This is a genomic window from Bremerella sp. JC817 (genome assembly GCF_040718835.1).
Lineage (GTDB): Bacteria > Planctomycetota > Planctomycetia > Pirellulales > Pirellulaceae > Bremerella.
Genome location: NZ_JBFEFG010000253.1, coordinates 164,102 through 180,354, shown reverse-complemented (window position 1 = coordinate 180,354; position 16,253 = coordinate 164,102). Strand labels below are relative to the sequence as shown.

Genomic DNA, 16,253 nt, shown 5'->3' with positions numbered 1-16,253 from the left:
TCACGCAGCTTCCCCGTTTGGCAACGTGGCCCCCTCTTGGGGAAACACCGAAAAGATGCGAAAACCGAGGCAGGTAAACTAGATCGATGGATCAGCGTTGCTCGATAAGTGGCAGTCGCTGATTGCCCTAACTACGCAGAAAGCTCATGGCGCCACTCAAAGCCGTCGTCTTCGATATGGACGGCACGATTTTGAACACCGAGATGCTCTACCCCCAGGTCTCGTCCGAGATCTTGCGTAGACGCGGTTTGACGCTTTCCCAAGAGTTGACCGATGCCATGATGGGGCGTCCTGCTCCGGTGGCATTCCAGGCCATGATCGACTGGCATGACCTTGCCGACACCATCGAGACGCTGGCCAAAGAATCAGAAGAGATCTTCAGTGATATCCTCGAGACTTCCCTTGGCTTGATGCCCGGCTTCACCGAATTGTTCAAGTCGATTCTTGCAGCCAAATATCCAGTTGCGGTTTGCACCAGCGCCAGTCGCAGTACCGCGATCGACTTGCTGGGACGGTTTAACATTACCCCAGACCTGCAATTTGTAATCGGCGGCGATGAGGTGGAACGCGGCAAGCCGCATCCCGAAATTTATCTGACTGCGGCAAGACGTTTGGAAGTTTCACCGAGCGAAATTGCGGTCTTCGAGGATAGCCAGACCGGCTGCACTGCGGCGATCGATGCCGGCACCTATGCCATTGCCGTTCCCGCTTCTCATAGCGAAAAGCACTCTTTTGATGGGGCGAAAATGGTGGCGAAGACCTTGCATGATCCGCGGATCTACGAGGTCCTTAATTTGCCACTTCACAACTAGCTTGATAATGGCGATGGCTCGAGTCATCACCGAGCTTTCTGAAGTCGATTGACGGAACTTCCGCTGGGGACTTACACTGCAAAGGTGCACCCCACCAATGCACAGTGTCGGACACTGCTCTCCCCCGCAACAAAAGGATTGTCGCGATGAAGAATCTCGCCATCGTCCAAATCGACGACGAACTCTCTCCGCTACCGGCGACGAATAATTCTGCCGGTTTACTTCCCAGCAGGCTTGCCGGTCGCAAGCTGAACTCGGCCCCGCTGATCGAATGGCTGGTTCGCCGAATCTCGGAAGCGGAACTCATTGATGGCATTGTGGTCGTCATGCCTGATGCCCCGGAATATCGCGAACTGGCCTCGCTGGTTCCCCTAGATATTCCTTGCCATTTCAGTAACAAGAAGACACCACTGGCTCGCTTGGCCGACGCCTCGAAGGAATATCCTTCGGAAGCGATCGTTCGCGTCCCACTGGAAACGCCATTCTGCGATCCAGTCTTGATCGATCGCTTGCTGACAACTGCCCAGAGCCAACCAGGTGCCGATTACATCGGCTTCTGCCTGGAAGGTGGTTGCCCGGCATCGCAGTCGAGCATCGGCTTGTTCACCGAATGGATCCGCCCCGCCGCCTTGGCCAAGGCCAACCGCGAGCTGAAATCGAAGAGCGACTCGTATCGCATCGATAGCTCGTTTTTGAACTATCCCGAACTGTTCCAGCTAGAAATGCTGCCGGTTCCGCAGTCGCTCAATCGCGATGATCTTAGATTCTCGGTGGTCGATGACGAAGACTGGGAACATTTGCTCGCGATTGTCGATGCCTTGGGAGCTGAAATGCTGCAGTGGCAAGATGTCGTCCGTATCATCGACACGCAGCCGACGATCCGTCACCGCATGGCTCAGCGTAATAAGCTGATCGCCTGATTCCCTTCCCCAACATGGTGCCGACACACCAGGGACGCCCGCGCGTCCCTATTTTTATGCTAGCGGCCAATGGCCATAAAACCGACACAATCGTCAAATTCGTCTTAATTTACCACGTGCCGATGGTCGAAAAGAATTCTGAAACGACTCACTGAATCGATTGGGCCCCCTTTGTAAGGCCGCCATAACCATGAAAAAGCTGCTTACCGTTGTCGCAATGTTGATGCTTCTGGCCAATGTGGGATGCACCATGTGCAGCCATCCCTTCGACTACGAATACGCAGCCTTCGACGAAGCTCAACTGAGCGGCCAGCGTGCCGGCTCGGCCTTCGCTCCGTACAGCTCGCAGTCGGTCGTTACCGAAGTCGGCCCCACGGAAGCTGCCATCGAAGAAGAAGTGATGTACTACGAGACCGCCGACTAGGCTGACTCTGGTTCTGAATCTCTCGCTCTCCCCACCTCCCTGTGGCAGGCATCTTCTTTTCAAGCCTGTCAAAATGGGGTAGTTTGTACCCCGACCTCCTCCATCATCCCCTGGGACACTCAGTCCCCATACCTCTGTATGCCCCTCCATGAGCGAAGCGACGCCTCCGTCCGGCGATGCGCCGGACGATATCGACATCACTGTCGAACCACCAACCCGTTTCTGGCAAACACTCTCTTGGTTGGGCCCTGGCCTGATCGTGGCAGGCTCGATTGTTGGCTCCGGCGAACTGATCGCCACCACCAAGACCGGTGCCGAAGCGGGCTTCAGTCTGCTGTGGCTCATCATCCTGGGCTGCATCATCAAGGTGTTCGTTCAGGTCGAATTCGGCCGCTATACCATCACCTCCGGCAAGACCGCCCTGGATGGTTTGAACGAGATTCCTGGTCCGGCCGTCAAGTTTCGCGCCTGGGGGCAACCTTACCGGGTTAACTGGCTGATGATCTATTGGCTGGTAATGACGATCGCCAGCCTTGCTCAGCTCGGGGGCATTGTCGGCGCTGTCGGTCAGGCCCTGCAGATCAGCATTCCGATTACGGAAACCGGTCGGATCAGCAACGAGTTCGCTAAGGCCCAGGCCGACTTTCAATTCCAAGAGACCCTCGCTCGACTGGCTGAGGGTCGTGGCGATACCGAAGCGGTCGTCCAGGCCCAGAACCATCTCAAAGAACTAGAAGCGAACCAAAGCCCGGAAGCACTCGAGTATTTGAAACTGCGTCGCCAGGTACAAGCCCTTCAGCAAACTCCCACAACCGACGAAGTGGCCGCGACGGAATCGAAGGCGAAGATTGTCGAGATGCAAGCTTCCATGCAATCAATCCAAAGCCAGTTCTCCAGCAACGACGACAAAATCTGGGCGGGCATTATCGCCGTGCTGACTGCCGGTTTACTCTACATGGGGCGTTATCATTTCATCCAGAACTTCTCGACAATCCTGGTCGCTGGCTTCACGTTGGTAACAATCGGCAACCTGGTCGCGTTACAGTTCTCACCTGACTGGGCGATCTCGGGAAGTGAAGTCTTGAAAGGGCTCAGCTTCTCGCTTCCAGGTAATACTCTGGCCGGGATCAACCCAGTGGTCACCGCTTTGGCGACCTTCGGGATTATTGGTGTCGGTGCGGCCGAGTTGATTGCGTATCCCTATTGGTGTGTCGAGAAAGGTTACGCTCGCTTCACCGGCAAGCGAGACGAAAGCGAAGGCTGGGCACGTCGCGCCACCGGCTGGTTGAAAGTGATGCAGTGGGATGCCTGGGGATCGATGCTGGTCTACACATTCGCCACGATTGCCTTCTACTTGCTGGGGGCCGCAATCCTGGGCCGATCTGGACTCAATCCTGAGAAGTCGGAACTGATCCGCACGTTAAGCGTGATGTACGAACCAGTCTTCGGATCGATCGCCCCAACGCTCTTTCTGTTCGGTGCCTTTGCCGTCTTGTACTCGACCTTCTTCGTTGCCAACGCAGGGCATGCCCGCGTCGATGCCGATGGCGTGCGATTATTTGGGGTCATCCCTCCGACGAATCGCGCGTTGCACAATACGGTCTCGGTGTTCAACATCGCATTTCCATTGTTCTGCCTCACCGTTTACGTGCTGATTCCTCACCCTGCGCAGCTCGTGCTACTTAGCGGTGTGATGCAGGCCATCATGCTGCCGATGCTTTCGGTCGCGGCTTTGTTCTACCGCTATCGCCGCATCGACATGCGTCTTCGACCGGGACTACTTTGGGATGCCGGACTGTGGCTATCGTCGCTGGGAATGACCATCGCTGGTGGCTACCTGTTCTACTCGGAAGTCTCGAAGGTGATTGCGAAGTTGGGGTAAGCCAATGTGCCCGGCATAATCGCTACGACCTGAAAAACAGCTAGGACGAATCCCCATTGCCCAGCAATTGATTGCCGCTGGGCTGCGGCCCATCACGTAGGTTTGAGAAACCATTTTGCTCAATCCTTCGAGGCCCCTCCCATGTCCGACACGGCCGTCAGCACCCCATCCCAGCCATCGACCGCTTCCACCGACCAGGCTCCGCCAACGCTGGCCAAGGTCGTGCATGTGATCAATGGCGAGCATTACTCCGGAGCAGAACGGGTTCAAGACCTTCTCGGAAAGTGCCTCCCACAATTCGGCTACGACGCCAGCTTCGCTTGCGTGAAGCCTGGCAAGTTCGCTGAAGCTCGCTCGGCCAGCACCAGCCCGATCCACGACTTGCCGATGAAGCACAAGTTCGATCTGTGGCAAGCCAAACGACTGGCCGACCTGGTGAAGCAAGAGAACTTCGCGGTCATTCATGCCCATACCCCTCGAACCGCATTGATCGGCATGGGTGCCTCGCACCTGACCGGCGTGCCGTTCGTGTATCACGTGCACAGTCCAACCTCGCGAGATTCGACGCGTCCTTGGCACAACTGGATGAACCAGCGAATCGAACAGATGTCGATCGCGCGAGCCGTTCAGTTGGTGTGCGTTTCCAACAGCCTCGCCGGGCACATGCGAACCCTCGGCGTGAAAGAAGACCGCATCACGGTCGTTCATAACGGCGTTCCCCAGGTCGAACATGTCGTCGATCGCGAACTGCCGATCGGAACGTGGACCTTGGGGACCGTGGCCCTCTTCCGACCTCGTAAAGGCCTGGAAGTGTTGCTGGAAGCAATGGCTCAGCTTCGCGATCGGGGACATAGGATCCGCCTGCGTGCGGTTGGCCCGTTCGAGACCCCCGAGTACGAAGCAGGCATTCACGCCTTGGTCGAGAAATTGAATCTGGGCGACGCCATCGACTGGGTTGGCTTTACCCGCGACGTGAATGCTCAGTTCACCCAAATGGATCTGTTCGTTCTTCCGAGCCTGTTTGGTGAAGGCCTGCCGATGGTGGTCCTCGAATCGATGGCGGCCGGTACGCCGGTGGTGGCAACCGACGTCGAAGGCGTGACCGAAGCGATTGTTGATGGCGAAAGTGGAATTATTGCCAAGCCAAATGATCCAGAGCACCTCGCTCAACGAATCGAAGCGGTTCTGACGGGCCGCGAAGACTGGCGTGAAATTAGCAAGACCGCCCTGAAACGCCATGCCGATTCGTTCTCAGACGTCGCAATGGCCCGCGGTGTCGCGAGCGTTTATGACAAGATCCTGCAGAAATAGCTCCCAATTCGCGTCCGTGGACCAAACGTGTCACCGGGCTGTCCGAAAGTAAGAAGGCGTTGCCAATCGGTGGGGTGACTTCTCTTCCAGCGCGAGGAGTTGTATCCTACCAATGGCATGAACACGACCTTCCCATGGACGGCCTGATGGCGATTTCACGCGAGTTTTTATCTTGGGACCGACCCATTCTCCATTCGGCAGCCGAGTGGCTGATCGCGCGTGGAGCGAAGTCGGCAGAAGACCTCCCCCTGGTCGACCTTTCGCACTGCCTGGTCGTCGTACCGGGTGGTCTGGCGGGTCGTCGGCTGCTGGAAATACTGGTCCAGCGCGTCGAAGGGACCGGCCGCTCGTTAATTCCGCCAGAAGTCATCACCGTTGGTTATCTGCCGGAACACCTTTACGATGCCAAGCTTCCCTTCGCGTCGGAGCTGACACAGCAGTTTGCCTGGGGTGATACGCTGCGAAGTTTCTCAGCGGAGGTCCTCAAGCCGCTGATTCCCTTCCCGCCGGAGCCCTCCGATTTTGGCTCCTGGCGTGACTATGGCGACACGATTCGCCGCGTCTATCGCGAACTTGTTTCCGAATCGCTCGACTTTTCGGAAGTCGCCCAGACCGCTCACTCGCTGGAAGATTTCACCGAGCAACCTCGCTGGGATGTTCTGGCCAAGTTGCAAGATGCCTACCTCCGCAAGCTCGATGCCCTGGAGATGTGGGATAAGCAGTCGGCACGCCTCTATGCCGTGAAGCATGGCGAGTGCCACTGCGATGCTCATATCGTGCTGCTCGGCACGGTCGACTTGAACCGCGTCACGCGGCAGATGCTCGATCAGGTTTCGGAAAAACAAGGTCAGGTCACAGCCCTTGTCGGAGCACCAGCCGATTGGCAGACGCACTTCGATTCGCATGGCTGTTTGTTGGCCGATGCCTGGGCAGACGAACAGATCGACATCGACTGGCACGACGTGGCGATCGTCGACGGCCCGACGCAGCAAGCCGATCACACCGCCGGGGCGATTGCCTCGGTCGCTCGCGATTACACCGCCAAGCAAATCATCATTGGGTTGCCGGACGACTCGCTGCTGGGGGAAGTCCGCCGGATCTTTCAGCAGCACGGACTCACCTGCCGTTATGGTCCCGGCACGCCGGTGGTCAGCACCCTCCCATTCCGCCTGCTGGAAACAATCGTCGAGCTCGCCCAGTCGCGGCAATACCACGCCTTGGCTTCTGCCATGCGTCATCCCGACTTATTCGCGACCTTGCACCTAGATCAGTTGGGAATCGCGTCGCTCGATGCCTGGTTCAATCGCCGAATGCCGAACGAAGTCGACAGTTCCATCAGCGATGAGAAGCTGCTCGATGCCATCCAACGACTGACCGAATTAACAGCGCCCTTTGCCCGAGAAACGCATCCACTCCCAGAGTGGTCGAACCAGGTGCGTGACTTACTGTTGATTGTTTATGGCGAACAGTGGGTCGACCTCGATACCTCGGCGAACTATACCCTGGCCAGGCCACTGCAAGCGATCAACGACGCGATGGCCCAGTGGAACGAGATTCCGGCCTCGCTGCTTCAGCCCTGCACTGCTTCCGAAATGATGCGAATCTTGCGGAACCAATTGAGCAGTGCGATGGTCCCGGCCGAGCACGACCCCGACGCGATCGAAGCGTTGGGTTGGCTGGAGTTGCCGTTGATGGACGCTCCGGTTTGTGTCGTCACTAGTTTTAACGATGGCTTAATCCCCAGCGCCAACTCGGCCGACCTGTTTCTACCCAACACACTCCGCAAATTGCTGGGCCTGGAAGACGATTCGCTGCGATATGCCCGTGACGCGTACCAGGTTCAAGTGATCCAGCATACTCGGGAAAAGGCGACCTGGATCGTTCCGAAACGAAGCGCCGATGGCGATCCTCTGGCGCCGAGCCGCTTGCTTTTCACCGGTTCAACCGAAGACCTCCCGCAACGCGTACAGAAGTTTTTCGGCACGCCCGAAGATCCAATTAATGCAGCCAAGTCGATCGGCGAAGACACCCGCGATCATCGACAGCAAATCGAGATCCCGGTGCCGGAGTCGTTGAAGATTGAACGTTATCCCAACTGGGAAAAGTTCTCCGCCACAGCGATCAACTTATATCTGAAGTGCCCTTACCGCTTCTTTCTGCGGTACGTGATGCAACTTCGAGGCGACGACGACATTGCCACGGAACTGCATGGGGGCGCCTTCGGTAATCTGGCTCACGATACGCTTCAGGCCTTCGGCACCAGCGACATCAAAAACTCGTCCGACGAGAAGGTGATCTTCGATTTCCTTTCGTCCAAGCTGAGCGAGATCGCAGGCGGCCGCTACGGCAGCAGTCCGCTGGCCACCATCAAGCTGCAGATCGAACAGCTACGGCTTCGAATGCGTGCCTTCGCCACCGCCCAGGCCCAACATCGCCAGGAAGGGTGGGTGATCCATAAGTGCGAAATTGATGTCGCCGATCCGACGCGCACGCTCGATGTCGACGGTACGCCAGTGATTCTGGAGGGACGTATCGACCGCATCGACCATAATCCGCAAACAGGGGAATGGGCTGTTTGGGATTACAAGACGGGCGACAGCGTGAGCGATCCGGAAAAGGATCACCAGAAAGGGCCTCGCGGCGACAAAAAGTGGATCGGCGTGCAGTTGCCGTTTTATCGCCACCTGGTGCAAAGCGTTGGCGTGCGCGGCGAAGTTTCGCTCGGCTACATCACGTTGGCCAAACTTGGCGAAGAGGTTCGTTTTCGGGCGGCTGGTTGGACCGACGAAGACCTCGATCAAGCCGACGCCACCATCGTTCAGGCCATTCGTGACATCCGCGAAGGCAAGTTCTTTTCTTCCGCCAGTGTTGCCTACGAAGACGAATTCTCGCGGATCTGCCAGGACTCGGTCCTGGGCAAATGGGAGCCTGCCACATGAGCCCAACTTCAAGCCCTTTCCCCAACACGCTCATTCGCGCTTCGGCAGGCAGTGGAAAAACCTATCGGCTGTCGAGCCGATATTTAGGCCTGGTCGCGCATAATGGTCGCCCCGACGAAATCCTGGCGACCACCTTCACGCGAAAAGCAGCGGGTGAAATCCTCGACCGCATCATGATGCGTCTTGCCGCCGCCGCTGCTGATCCAAAACGTCTGAAGGAACTGAACGATTCGCTGGAAGGGACGCCGATCACACAAGACGATTGCCTGCGAGCGCTCCACCAGATTCCGCAGCAGATGCATCGGCTGCAGGTCAAAACGCTCGACAGTCACTTCATCCGACTCGCTCAGTGCTTCAGCTTCGAGCTTGGCTTGCCGCCAGATTGGACGATTCTGGACGACGTCGACGATCAGCGAATCCGCATGGACGCCGTCAATCGTGTCCTGGCCCATCCGGAAACGAACGAAGTCATTCAGCTTCTGCACTTGCTGAGCAAAGGAAGTTCCGAGCGAAGCGTATCGCGTCTGGTGATGACTTTGGTGAATGACCTGTATGGCATCTACCTCGACTCGGACGAGCAGTCGTGGCAAGTGCTGACGGTCGCTGCCGTCCCATCGGAACGGGAAGTGGAGGACGCGATTCATTTCCTCGACAGCTATCCGCCTGATTCCAAAGCCTTGAAGAAGGCCATGACCGCCGACGTCGATCGTTTTCGCGGTTCGCAGTGGGCCAAGTTTCTCGACACCGGTCTTCCGCCGAAGATCGTGGCAGGGGAAGACACCTACAGCCGCAAGCCAATCCCTGACGACGTCATGAAGGTCTATCAAACGCTGGTGCGGTATGTGCACTGCACGCTGATTGGCCGAACGGTCGATCAGAATCGCGGGGCCTACCAACTGCTCGATCGATTCCACGAGCACTACGAACGACTCAAGTTCATGCAGCGTGGCTACCGGTTTGACGACGTCACACGTCGCTTGAGCGATGCCTTGAAAACGAATGCCGAAATTCAAAATCAGTTCCGCCTCGATCGCAAGATCGAACATCTGCTGCTGGATGAATTTCAGGATACCGCCCCGGTTCAGTGGGATGTGATTCGTCCCGTGGCTCGCAAGATCGCAGAACAGCCCAAGGACCGCTCGATCTTGTGCGTCGGCGACATGAAGCAGGCGATCTATGCTTGGCGTGGCGGCGTGGCCGAGATCTTCGATGCGGTTCAGGAAACACTGCCGGGCATCCACTGCGAAGACATGGACCGCAGTTACCGCTCGGCCCCGATCATCATGGAGACCGTTAATCAGATCTTCGGCAACCTTGAAAAGTTCCAGGGTGCCGGAAAGATGCGAAACGGCATCGAGCATTGGCTGAAGTTTTTCAATCCGCATAAAACGGCCCGAACGGAACTCTCAGGCTTTGTCACCGTCGACTCGGCGGCCTTCGACGCTGAAGGCAAGCCGTGCGACGATCAGGTTCTGATCGCCGCGGCCAACCAGGTCGCTGACCTGCATCACAAGGCACCGCATGTTTCGATCGGGGTGCTCGTTCGCCGAAACGCGACGATTGCTTCGATGATTTACCTGCTGCGGCAGCGGAACGTGATGGCCAGTGAAGAAGGTGGCAACCCGTTGACCGATTCCGCGGCGGTGCAGTTGATGCTCTCGCTCCTGGAATGGCTCGATCACCCGGGCAACACTTCCGCTCGATTCCATATCCAGCATTCCCCGTTGTCGTCGTTGCTTCGGCCTGCCGATAGCTCGACCGAAGCCTGGGAAGCACTCGCGAACGATCTGCGGCGCGAGCTGCTCGTTGAAGGCTATGGTGCCGCCCTAAGCCGTTGGGCGAAGTTGATTCAGCCGAAGTGCACTCCACGTGAACAACGCCGTCTGGAACAGTTCCAGCGTTTGGCATTTTCGTATCAAGGCAAAGCGACGCTTCGTTGCCGAGACTTCGTGCGGTTCATCGAATCGCAGCGTGTCGGCGACTCTTCAAGTGCGGCCGTTCGCGTAATGAACATTCACCAGTCGAAGGGACTGGAGTTCGACGCCGTCTTCCTGCCGGAACTCGAAAATCGTATTCCGCCGCAATCGGACAGCTTCGTCCTGCAGCGAGACCAACAGATTGGCCCGATCAACGGCGTCACGCATTACGTGTCGGAATCGCTTCAGGCCATGCTGCCAGACAACGTGCAGCAGATCTTCGAGCAGACGCAGCAGAAGAATGTTGTCGAATCGTTGTGCGTTTTGTACGTCGCTTTGACCCGGGCCGTCCATTCGCTGCACATGATCGTCAAGCCACGACCTCAGCCGAAGTCCGGCGGTGAAGGGCACTCGAAGTCGTTCTCTGGGATCGTCCTCAATGGCCTCGCCCCGCAAGCCCCCTACCCTGCCGAGCAGCAGCGGCTTTACAGCGACGGCGATCCTCGCTGGTACGAATCGGTTGAGAAAGAAGCGGCGGAAGAAGAAGCAAGACATGCCATCGCCGAAATTCGCCAGCCGATTCGACTGAAGTCGGCAACGCACGAATCACTCAGCGAATTCGTTTCCCCTTCTTCACTGGAAGGAGGCCGTCTGCGACGTGTGAAAGACTTGCTCAAAGCCGAGTCGGTCACGGCAGGCATGCGGTATGGATCGGCCATGCATCATTGGCTCGAATCGATCGGGTGGCTGGAAGACTTCCGCGCAGATCGCGAGAAAATGATCGCTTCGGCCCACGGACTATTCGGCGAGTTCCCTTACGAAAACGCGTTCGGGCACCTGACCAGCATCTTGCAATCTGACAAAGCCGCTAGTTTGCTTCGTCGCGAACAATACGTGGCTGATGCCTGGTGGCCGGATGCCAACGCCGATGATTCTCTGAGCGTTCATCGCGAATTTCCTTTCGCGATCACCTACGAAGACTCGATCTTGCGGGGCTCCATCGACCGGCTTGTCTTGATAAAACAGAGAGGCAAAGTGATCGCCGCCGACGTTGTCGACTTTAAAACCGACGCCTTCGAGGATGCATCGGCCCTTAAAGAAAAGGTGCGGCATTACCGTCCGCAAATCGATTCCTACCGCAGCGCGGTATCGCAGATATTTAAGCTTCCGCTGAATTCCATTCGCGGAGCATTGCTCTTTGTCCACGGCCCTGAAATTGTGGCCTGGCAGGACGAAACTCGCTCATGACCAAGTTTATTCACACTGCCGACCTGCATATCGACAGCCCGCTTCGCGGCTTGGCGATGCGTGACGAAGCGATGATGAAGCGTGTCCAGCGCGCCACGCGAACGGCACTCGAACGCATCATCGACCTGGCGATCGAGCAGCAAGTCGCGTTCATCGTCGTCGCAGGCGATCTGTTTGATGGCGACTGGAAAGACATGCACTCTGGCCAATGGGCAGCCGGGCAGTTTCGTCGGTTGGCCGATGCGAACATTGGTGTTTACTACATCCGAGGTAACCACGATGCCGTTAGCCAGATCCAACGTAAGATTCGCTGGCCTGATAACGTGGTTGAACTTCCTCACGACGAGCCCGCCACCATCACGCTCGACGATCTCGGCGTGGCAATCCATGGGCAAGGCTTCGCAGACCGTGAGGTAACGATCGACCTGGCGGCCCGGTACCCGCAGCGTGTGCCTGGCATGTTCAACCTCGGCATGCTGCACACCAGCCTTACCGGTAGCGAGCATCACGATACGTACGCTCCAACGACCATCGAAACACTGCGTGCCCGGGGCTATGACTATTGGGCCCTCGGCCACATTCACCTGCGAAACACCGATCCTCTGTCGACCGAACCGTACGTTGCCTACAGTGGTAATCCGCAAGGGCGTCATATTCGCGAGCCAGGTGCCAAAGGTTGCCTGCTCGGAGAGATCGACGGCGAGACGCTTAAGAACGTCACCTTCCACGCAACCGACTCGATTCGCTGGCAGGAACTGATTGTTGACGTTTCCGCCGAAAAGAACCTCGACGGCGTGCTGGCCAAAGCATCGGCTGCTCTGGAAAAAGGGCATCGCGACCACGAAGGTCTTAGCTCAGCATTTCGCTTGACCTTCCAGGGAGCCACGAAAGTCCATGACGAGCTTTCGGACCTGATCAAACGGGGCGAGATTCTACAGGAACTACATGGCTCGGCCGAGTCGATCGACGACGAGATCTGGCTCGAGAAGATCCGCTTCGATACTTCGCCGCAGTTGGCCGGGAACGTCCAAGACGCACACGACCTGTGGGGAGCCATCGCCACGCAGTTCGACCAGGTTCAAGACAACGCCGAAGCTTTGCGGCAACTGGAGGAGCTGGTGAAACCGGTGCTTGATAAGGTCAGTGCCCAGCATGTCTCGATCAGCGAAGAAGGGACCCTGGACGAACGAATGCCACAATGGATTGAAGCGGCCCAGCAGCTTTTGCGAAGCCGATTGGGGGCACCCAGCGCATGAAGATTGAACACCTAGAACTCGAAAACTTCGGCATCCATACTGAGCAGTCGTTTGCGTTTTCGACCGATGGCCTGCACATCATTTATGGTCGTAATGAAGCAGGCAAGTCGACCTTGTTGCAAGCTGTTCGCCAACTTCTGTTTGGTTTCCAACACGCCAAAAGCAATCCGTTCGCGCCAGACTCGTCGAAGAAAAAGATGAAGGCGACGGCCAAGCTCATCTCGGGTGAATCGCAACTGCTGGAGATCGTGCGGCGGCAAGGAACCAAGAACACGCTCTCCGGCGAGTTCGAAGAAGGCAACGCCGCCATTGACGAAGAACGCTGGCAGCAACTGATCAGTGGCGCCGACCAGCGACTTTACGAGCATGTCTTCGGATTCTCGCTGAAGGAACTAGCGACCGGCGAAGAGAGCCTGAAAGAGGCGAACCTCGACGAAGCACTATTCGGCGGCGGTCTGGGGCGACTGCACGATTACAAACTGCTGCTGAAAAACATCGACGACGAAACGGAAGCTCTCTTCAAAAGTCGCGGTCAGAAGCAGCGCATCAACAGCATCCTTTCTGACATCAAGGCGTTGAAGTCAGAACTCAAAGATTCGTCGCTCCGCCCGGTTGAATACGAACAGTGGCTCGGCGAAGCCCAACGCTGCGAAGAAGAGCTTGCCCGACTGAATGCTGCCCTCGCTAAAGTTTTCCGGCGGCAGCAGCATCTTGATCGGTTGAAGAAGGCGCATCCGCTGTGGATCGATCGCCAGTCGAAACAGCAGCAACTTGAACGCATGGAAACGCCGGAGTCCTTTCCGGCCGACGCTTTGGAAGAGCTGTCTCAAACCCGCAAGGCAGGCACGAAGCTCTCAGCGGAAGTCGAAAGCCTGACCCAGGACCTGGATCGGCTCGATGCCGAGATCGCCGCGATCTCGTTCAACGAAGCGTTGATCGAATCGAACGAGGCGATCCGTTCGCTGATGTTCGGTATCAAAGAGATGCAGGGCTATCGCCGCGATATTCCGCTGCGAAAGCAAGATCGCCAGCACGAGCTCGATGGTGCCACGGCGAGCCTGAAACAGATCGGCCCGAAGCTAAAGCTGGACGAAGTCGCTCAGTTGGAACTGACGCTGGCCCAGCGTAAAAAGATCGAGCAGTTAACCAAGACTTATCAACGTTTGCAGACGGAAATCCGTTCGCATGCCGGAGAAGTCGATCGCTTGGATCAAGACATTCGCGAACTCGAATCGGCCCTGGGCGATCTGCCCTCGCAGTCGAGCGAGATGATCGAACAACTTCAAGCGGCCATCGATCCGCTGCGACAGTCGATCGACCGCATTGGCGATATGCAGCGGCAGCTTCGTAAGCTGCAGTCCGAAATGGGACAACGCCGCGTCACCATCGAGACGATCGCAGGCAAAACACTCGACTTTACGGCCCCTTTCCCGATGCCGCTGGAGCAGACAATTCGCCGTTACGAAGCCGACTTTCAGGCGATTGCCGAACAGCTTCGTACGGCCGAGCAAGCAGCCCGGGAAACAACCGACGAGCTGACCTCGAAGAACGACGAGCTTCGCCGGCTGGAGCAAAGTGCTCGGCTGGTTTCGGAAGACGAATTGAAGGCATCGCGTGATCAACGCGACGCGACCTGGCAAACGCTGCGATCCATCCTCGAAGGAAGCACCCAGCCCGAAGCGGCAAAGACGAGCGAAGATGCCGAGCGATTCGAGGGCGAGGTTCAGCAGTCGGACGAACTAGCCGACCAGCGTCACCATCACGCTCAGATACTGGCGGATCAGCAAGCGATGAAGGGGAACATTCGCCTGCTGGAAGAACGCCTGGCCCAGCGTCAATCGTATGTCGCCGAGTTGATCGCGAAGCGAGATGAACTCCAACAGAGCTGGGAAACGGAATGGCAAGCGTGTGGCATCGTTCCCAAGTCGCCCCAGGAAATGCTTCCGTGGCGAACGACATTCTGTTCGTTGCAGGAAACGCAAACGGAAATCTCGCGGCTCGAAGAAGATCTCGCACCGCATCAGCAGCGTGTCGAAGCGGCGACAACGTTGGCCCGGACCGCGGGACTTCCCGAGTCGACAAGTTCCGCAGCGGATGTCGCGGCCTGGATTGCCTCGTACCTGAAACGGGCCCAGTCCGAACGGGACCGTCGCCAGCAACTCACCAGCAAATTGCAGCTCAACCAAGATGCCCGACGGCAGAACTTCGAGCGAAACGAAAAACGCCAGCAAGAGGTGGCTGGCATCGAAGCCGAGGCCAAAGAACTGCTAACCGTGTTTGCTTCGCTCGGCGAAGTCGACCTGGAGATGGCGGCCGAACTGATTCAAACGGTCGAAAAGATCCAAGGCACGCTGGCCGCGGCCGAGAGCATGCAGAAGCGAATCTCGGATATGGAAGCGGGACTGGCTCAGTTCGCCGAACAAGTTCAATCCGTGGTTGCCGCGACCGGCGAACCGCTGGGCGAGATGGCGCCGGAACATGCTGCCCAGCGTCTAGGAACTCTGCTTTCCGAAGCCGAGAACCAACTTAGTCTTCGGAAAGAACTGGAAATCAAGCGTCAGCTTCGTACCGAGACGCTCGAAAAGAGCCGCAAGGAACTTGCCGACGTCGAAGCCCGGTTGTCGCAGTGGCGGTCGCAAACGAACGTTGAAACCGACGATCAGCTGGAAGTCGTTTCGCAAACGGTTCGGCAGCGGCAATTGCTCGAATCGGAAATTGCTTCGCTCGAAAACAGGTTGGCATTGGTTCGTGAATCGGAAGACGCCGAACGCTTCGCTGCGGAACTGGAAGCGATCGATGTCGATACGTTGCAACTCGATCTCTCCGGGGCGAAGACCGAATATGCCGAGACCGGCAAGATTCAAGCCGAGGTCAATCAGCAGCTCGGGCAACTCAAGCTTCGCCTTTCCGAAGTCGACCAGACAAGCCGGGCCGTGATGGCTCAAGGGAAGATCGAAGCACTTCAGGCCGAACTGTCGGACTGCCTCGATCGACTGGGGCCGCTACTGATTGCCAAAGAGATGCTCGACCGAGCGATGGCCGCCTTTCGCGAGGAAAGCTCCGGACAACTGCTCGCGTTGATCAGCGAACTGATCGAGCAAATGACCGAGGGACGTTACACCCAGGTCGAGCACGACCCGGACCAGGAAGGGGGACTGATCCTCAGCGGCCCCAACGATCTGCGGCGGAAACCTTCGGAACTGAGCACCGGGACGCGGGAACAACTTTACCTGGCGATTCGCCTCGCCTACATTCGACATTACTGCGAACAGGCCGAGCCGTTGCCGGTGCTGATGGACGATATCCTGGTTAACTTCGACGACAGCCGTCAGTTGGCAACGTTACGCGTCTTGATGAACTTTGACCCGCGCATTCAGATCATCATGCTGACCTGTCACGAGCCACTGGTGAGCAAGGTGCAGTCGCTGGAAGAATCGATCCGTGTGACGCGAATGGATGGCCAGCCGGTCGAAGTCCCACCGCCAAAAGCGAAGCCTGCTCGCAAGAAGTCGACCACCAAGTCCTCTACGCCGAGCTTGTTTTAA

General features: G+C 57.3%; 9 protein-coding genes. All 9 read left to right on the top strand.

The genetic code is table 11. From position 1 onward, the window contains the following. Positions 1 to 146 precede the first annotated feature (146 nt). The 9 genes from AB1L30_RS04635 to AB1L30_RS04595 all read left to right on the top strand — a co-directional run bounded on the left by AB1L30_RS04635 (position 147) and on the right by AB1L30_RS04595 (position 16,253). The gene (locus AB1L30_RS04635) at positions 147 to 812 is read left to right on the top strand and encodes an HAD-IA family hydrolase (protein ID WP_367012242.1); all 666 of its coding nucleotides are present in this window, start codon (positions 147 to 149) and stop codon (positions 810 to 812) included. Positions 813 to 958: 146 nt separating this feature from the next. Continuing rightward, positions 959 to 1,732, top strand: a complete 774-nt coding sequence (locus AB1L30_RS04630) for an NTP transferase domain-containing protein (protein WP_367012240.1) — start codon at positions 959 to 961, stop codon at positions 1,730 to 1,732. A 190-nt stretch (positions 1,733 to 1,922) separates the two neighbouring features. Continuing rightward, on the top strand, positions 1,923 to 2,156 hold the full coding sequence (locus AB1L30_RS04625; protein ID WP_367012239.1) for a hypothetical protein: 234 nt from the start codon (positions 1,923 to 1,925) through the stop codon (positions 2,154 to 2,156). Positions 2,157 to 2,304: 148 nt separating this feature from the next. Beyond that, the gene (locus AB1L30_RS04620) at positions 2,305 to 4,038 is read left to right on the top strand and encodes an Nramp family divalent metal transporter (RefSeq protein ID WP_367012238.1); all 1,734 of its coding nucleotides are present in this window, start codon (positions 2,305 to 2,307) and stop codon (positions 4,036 to 4,038) included. Between the two features lie 141 nt (positions 4,039 to 4,179). Continuing rightward, positions 4,180 to 5,349, top strand: coding sequence for a glycosyltransferase family 4 protein (locus AB1L30_RS04615; protein ID WP_367012236.1), 1,170 nt, complete (start codon positions 4,180 to 4,182; stop codon positions 5,347 to 5,349). A gap of 134 nt (positions 5,350 to 5,483) precedes the next feature. Beyond that, positions 5,484 to 8,288, top strand: coding sequence for a PD-(D/E)XK nuclease family protein (locus AB1L30_RS04610; RefSeq protein ID WP_367012235.1), 2,805 nt, complete (start codon positions 5,484 to 5,486; stop codon positions 8,286 to 8,288). Continuing rightward, positions 8,285 to 11,452, top strand: coding sequence for a UvrD-helicase domain-containing protein (locus AB1L30_RS04605; RefSeq protein ID WP_367012234.1), 3,168 nt, complete (start codon positions 8,285 to 8,287; stop codon positions 11,450 to 11,452). Before AB1L30_RS04610 ends, AB1L30_RS04605 begins: the two co-directional genes overlap by 4 nt. Next, positions 11,449 to 12,708, top strand: a complete 1,260-nt coding sequence (locus AB1L30_RS04600) for a DNA repair exonuclease (protein ID WP_367012233.1) — start codon at positions 11,449 to 11,451, stop codon at positions 12,706 to 12,708. Before AB1L30_RS04605 ends, AB1L30_RS04600 begins: the two co-directional genes overlap by 4 nt. Beyond that, positions 12,705 to 16,253, top strand: a complete 3,549-nt coding sequence (locus AB1L30_RS04595; protein WP_367012231.1) for an AAA family ATPase — start codon at positions 12,705 to 12,707, stop codon at positions 16,251 to 16,253. Before AB1L30_RS04600 ends, AB1L30_RS04595 begins: the two co-directional genes overlap by 4 nt.

Coding starts and splice junctions, on each gene's coding strand:
- AB1L30_RS04620 (WP_367012238.1), top strand. CDS start 2,305: ATGAGCGAAGCGACGCCTCCGTCCGGCGATGCGCCGGACGATATCGAC.
- AB1L30_RS04615 (WP_367012236.1), top strand. CDS start 4,180: ATGTCCGACACGGCCGTCAGCACCCCATCCCAGCCATCGACCGCTTCC.
- AB1L30_RS04635 (WP_367012242.1), top strand. CDS start 147: ATGGCGCCACTCAAAGCCGTCGTCTTCGATATGGACGGCACGATTTTG.
- AB1L30_RS04610 (WP_367012235.1), top strand. CDS start 5,484: ATGGACGGCCTGATGGCGATTTCACGCGAGTTTTTATCTTGGGACCGA.
- AB1L30_RS04625 (WP_367012239.1), top strand. CDS start 1,923: ATGAAAAAGCTGCTTACCGTTGTCGCAATGTTGATGCTTCTGGCCAAT.
- AB1L30_RS04605 (WP_367012234.1), top strand. CDS start 8,285: ATGAGCCCAACTTCAAGCCCTTTCCCCAACACGCTCATTCGCGCTTCG.
- AB1L30_RS04600 (WP_367012233.1), top strand. CDS start 11,449: ATGACCAAGTTTATTCACACTGCCGACCTGCATATCGACAGCCCGCTT.
- AB1L30_RS04595 (WP_367012231.1), top strand. CDS start 12,705: ATGAAGATTGAACACCTAGAACTCGAAAACTTCGGCATCCATACTGAG.
- AB1L30_RS04630 (WP_367012240.1), top strand. CDS start 959: ATGAAGAATCTCGCCATCGTCCAAATCGACGACGAACTCTCTCCGCTA.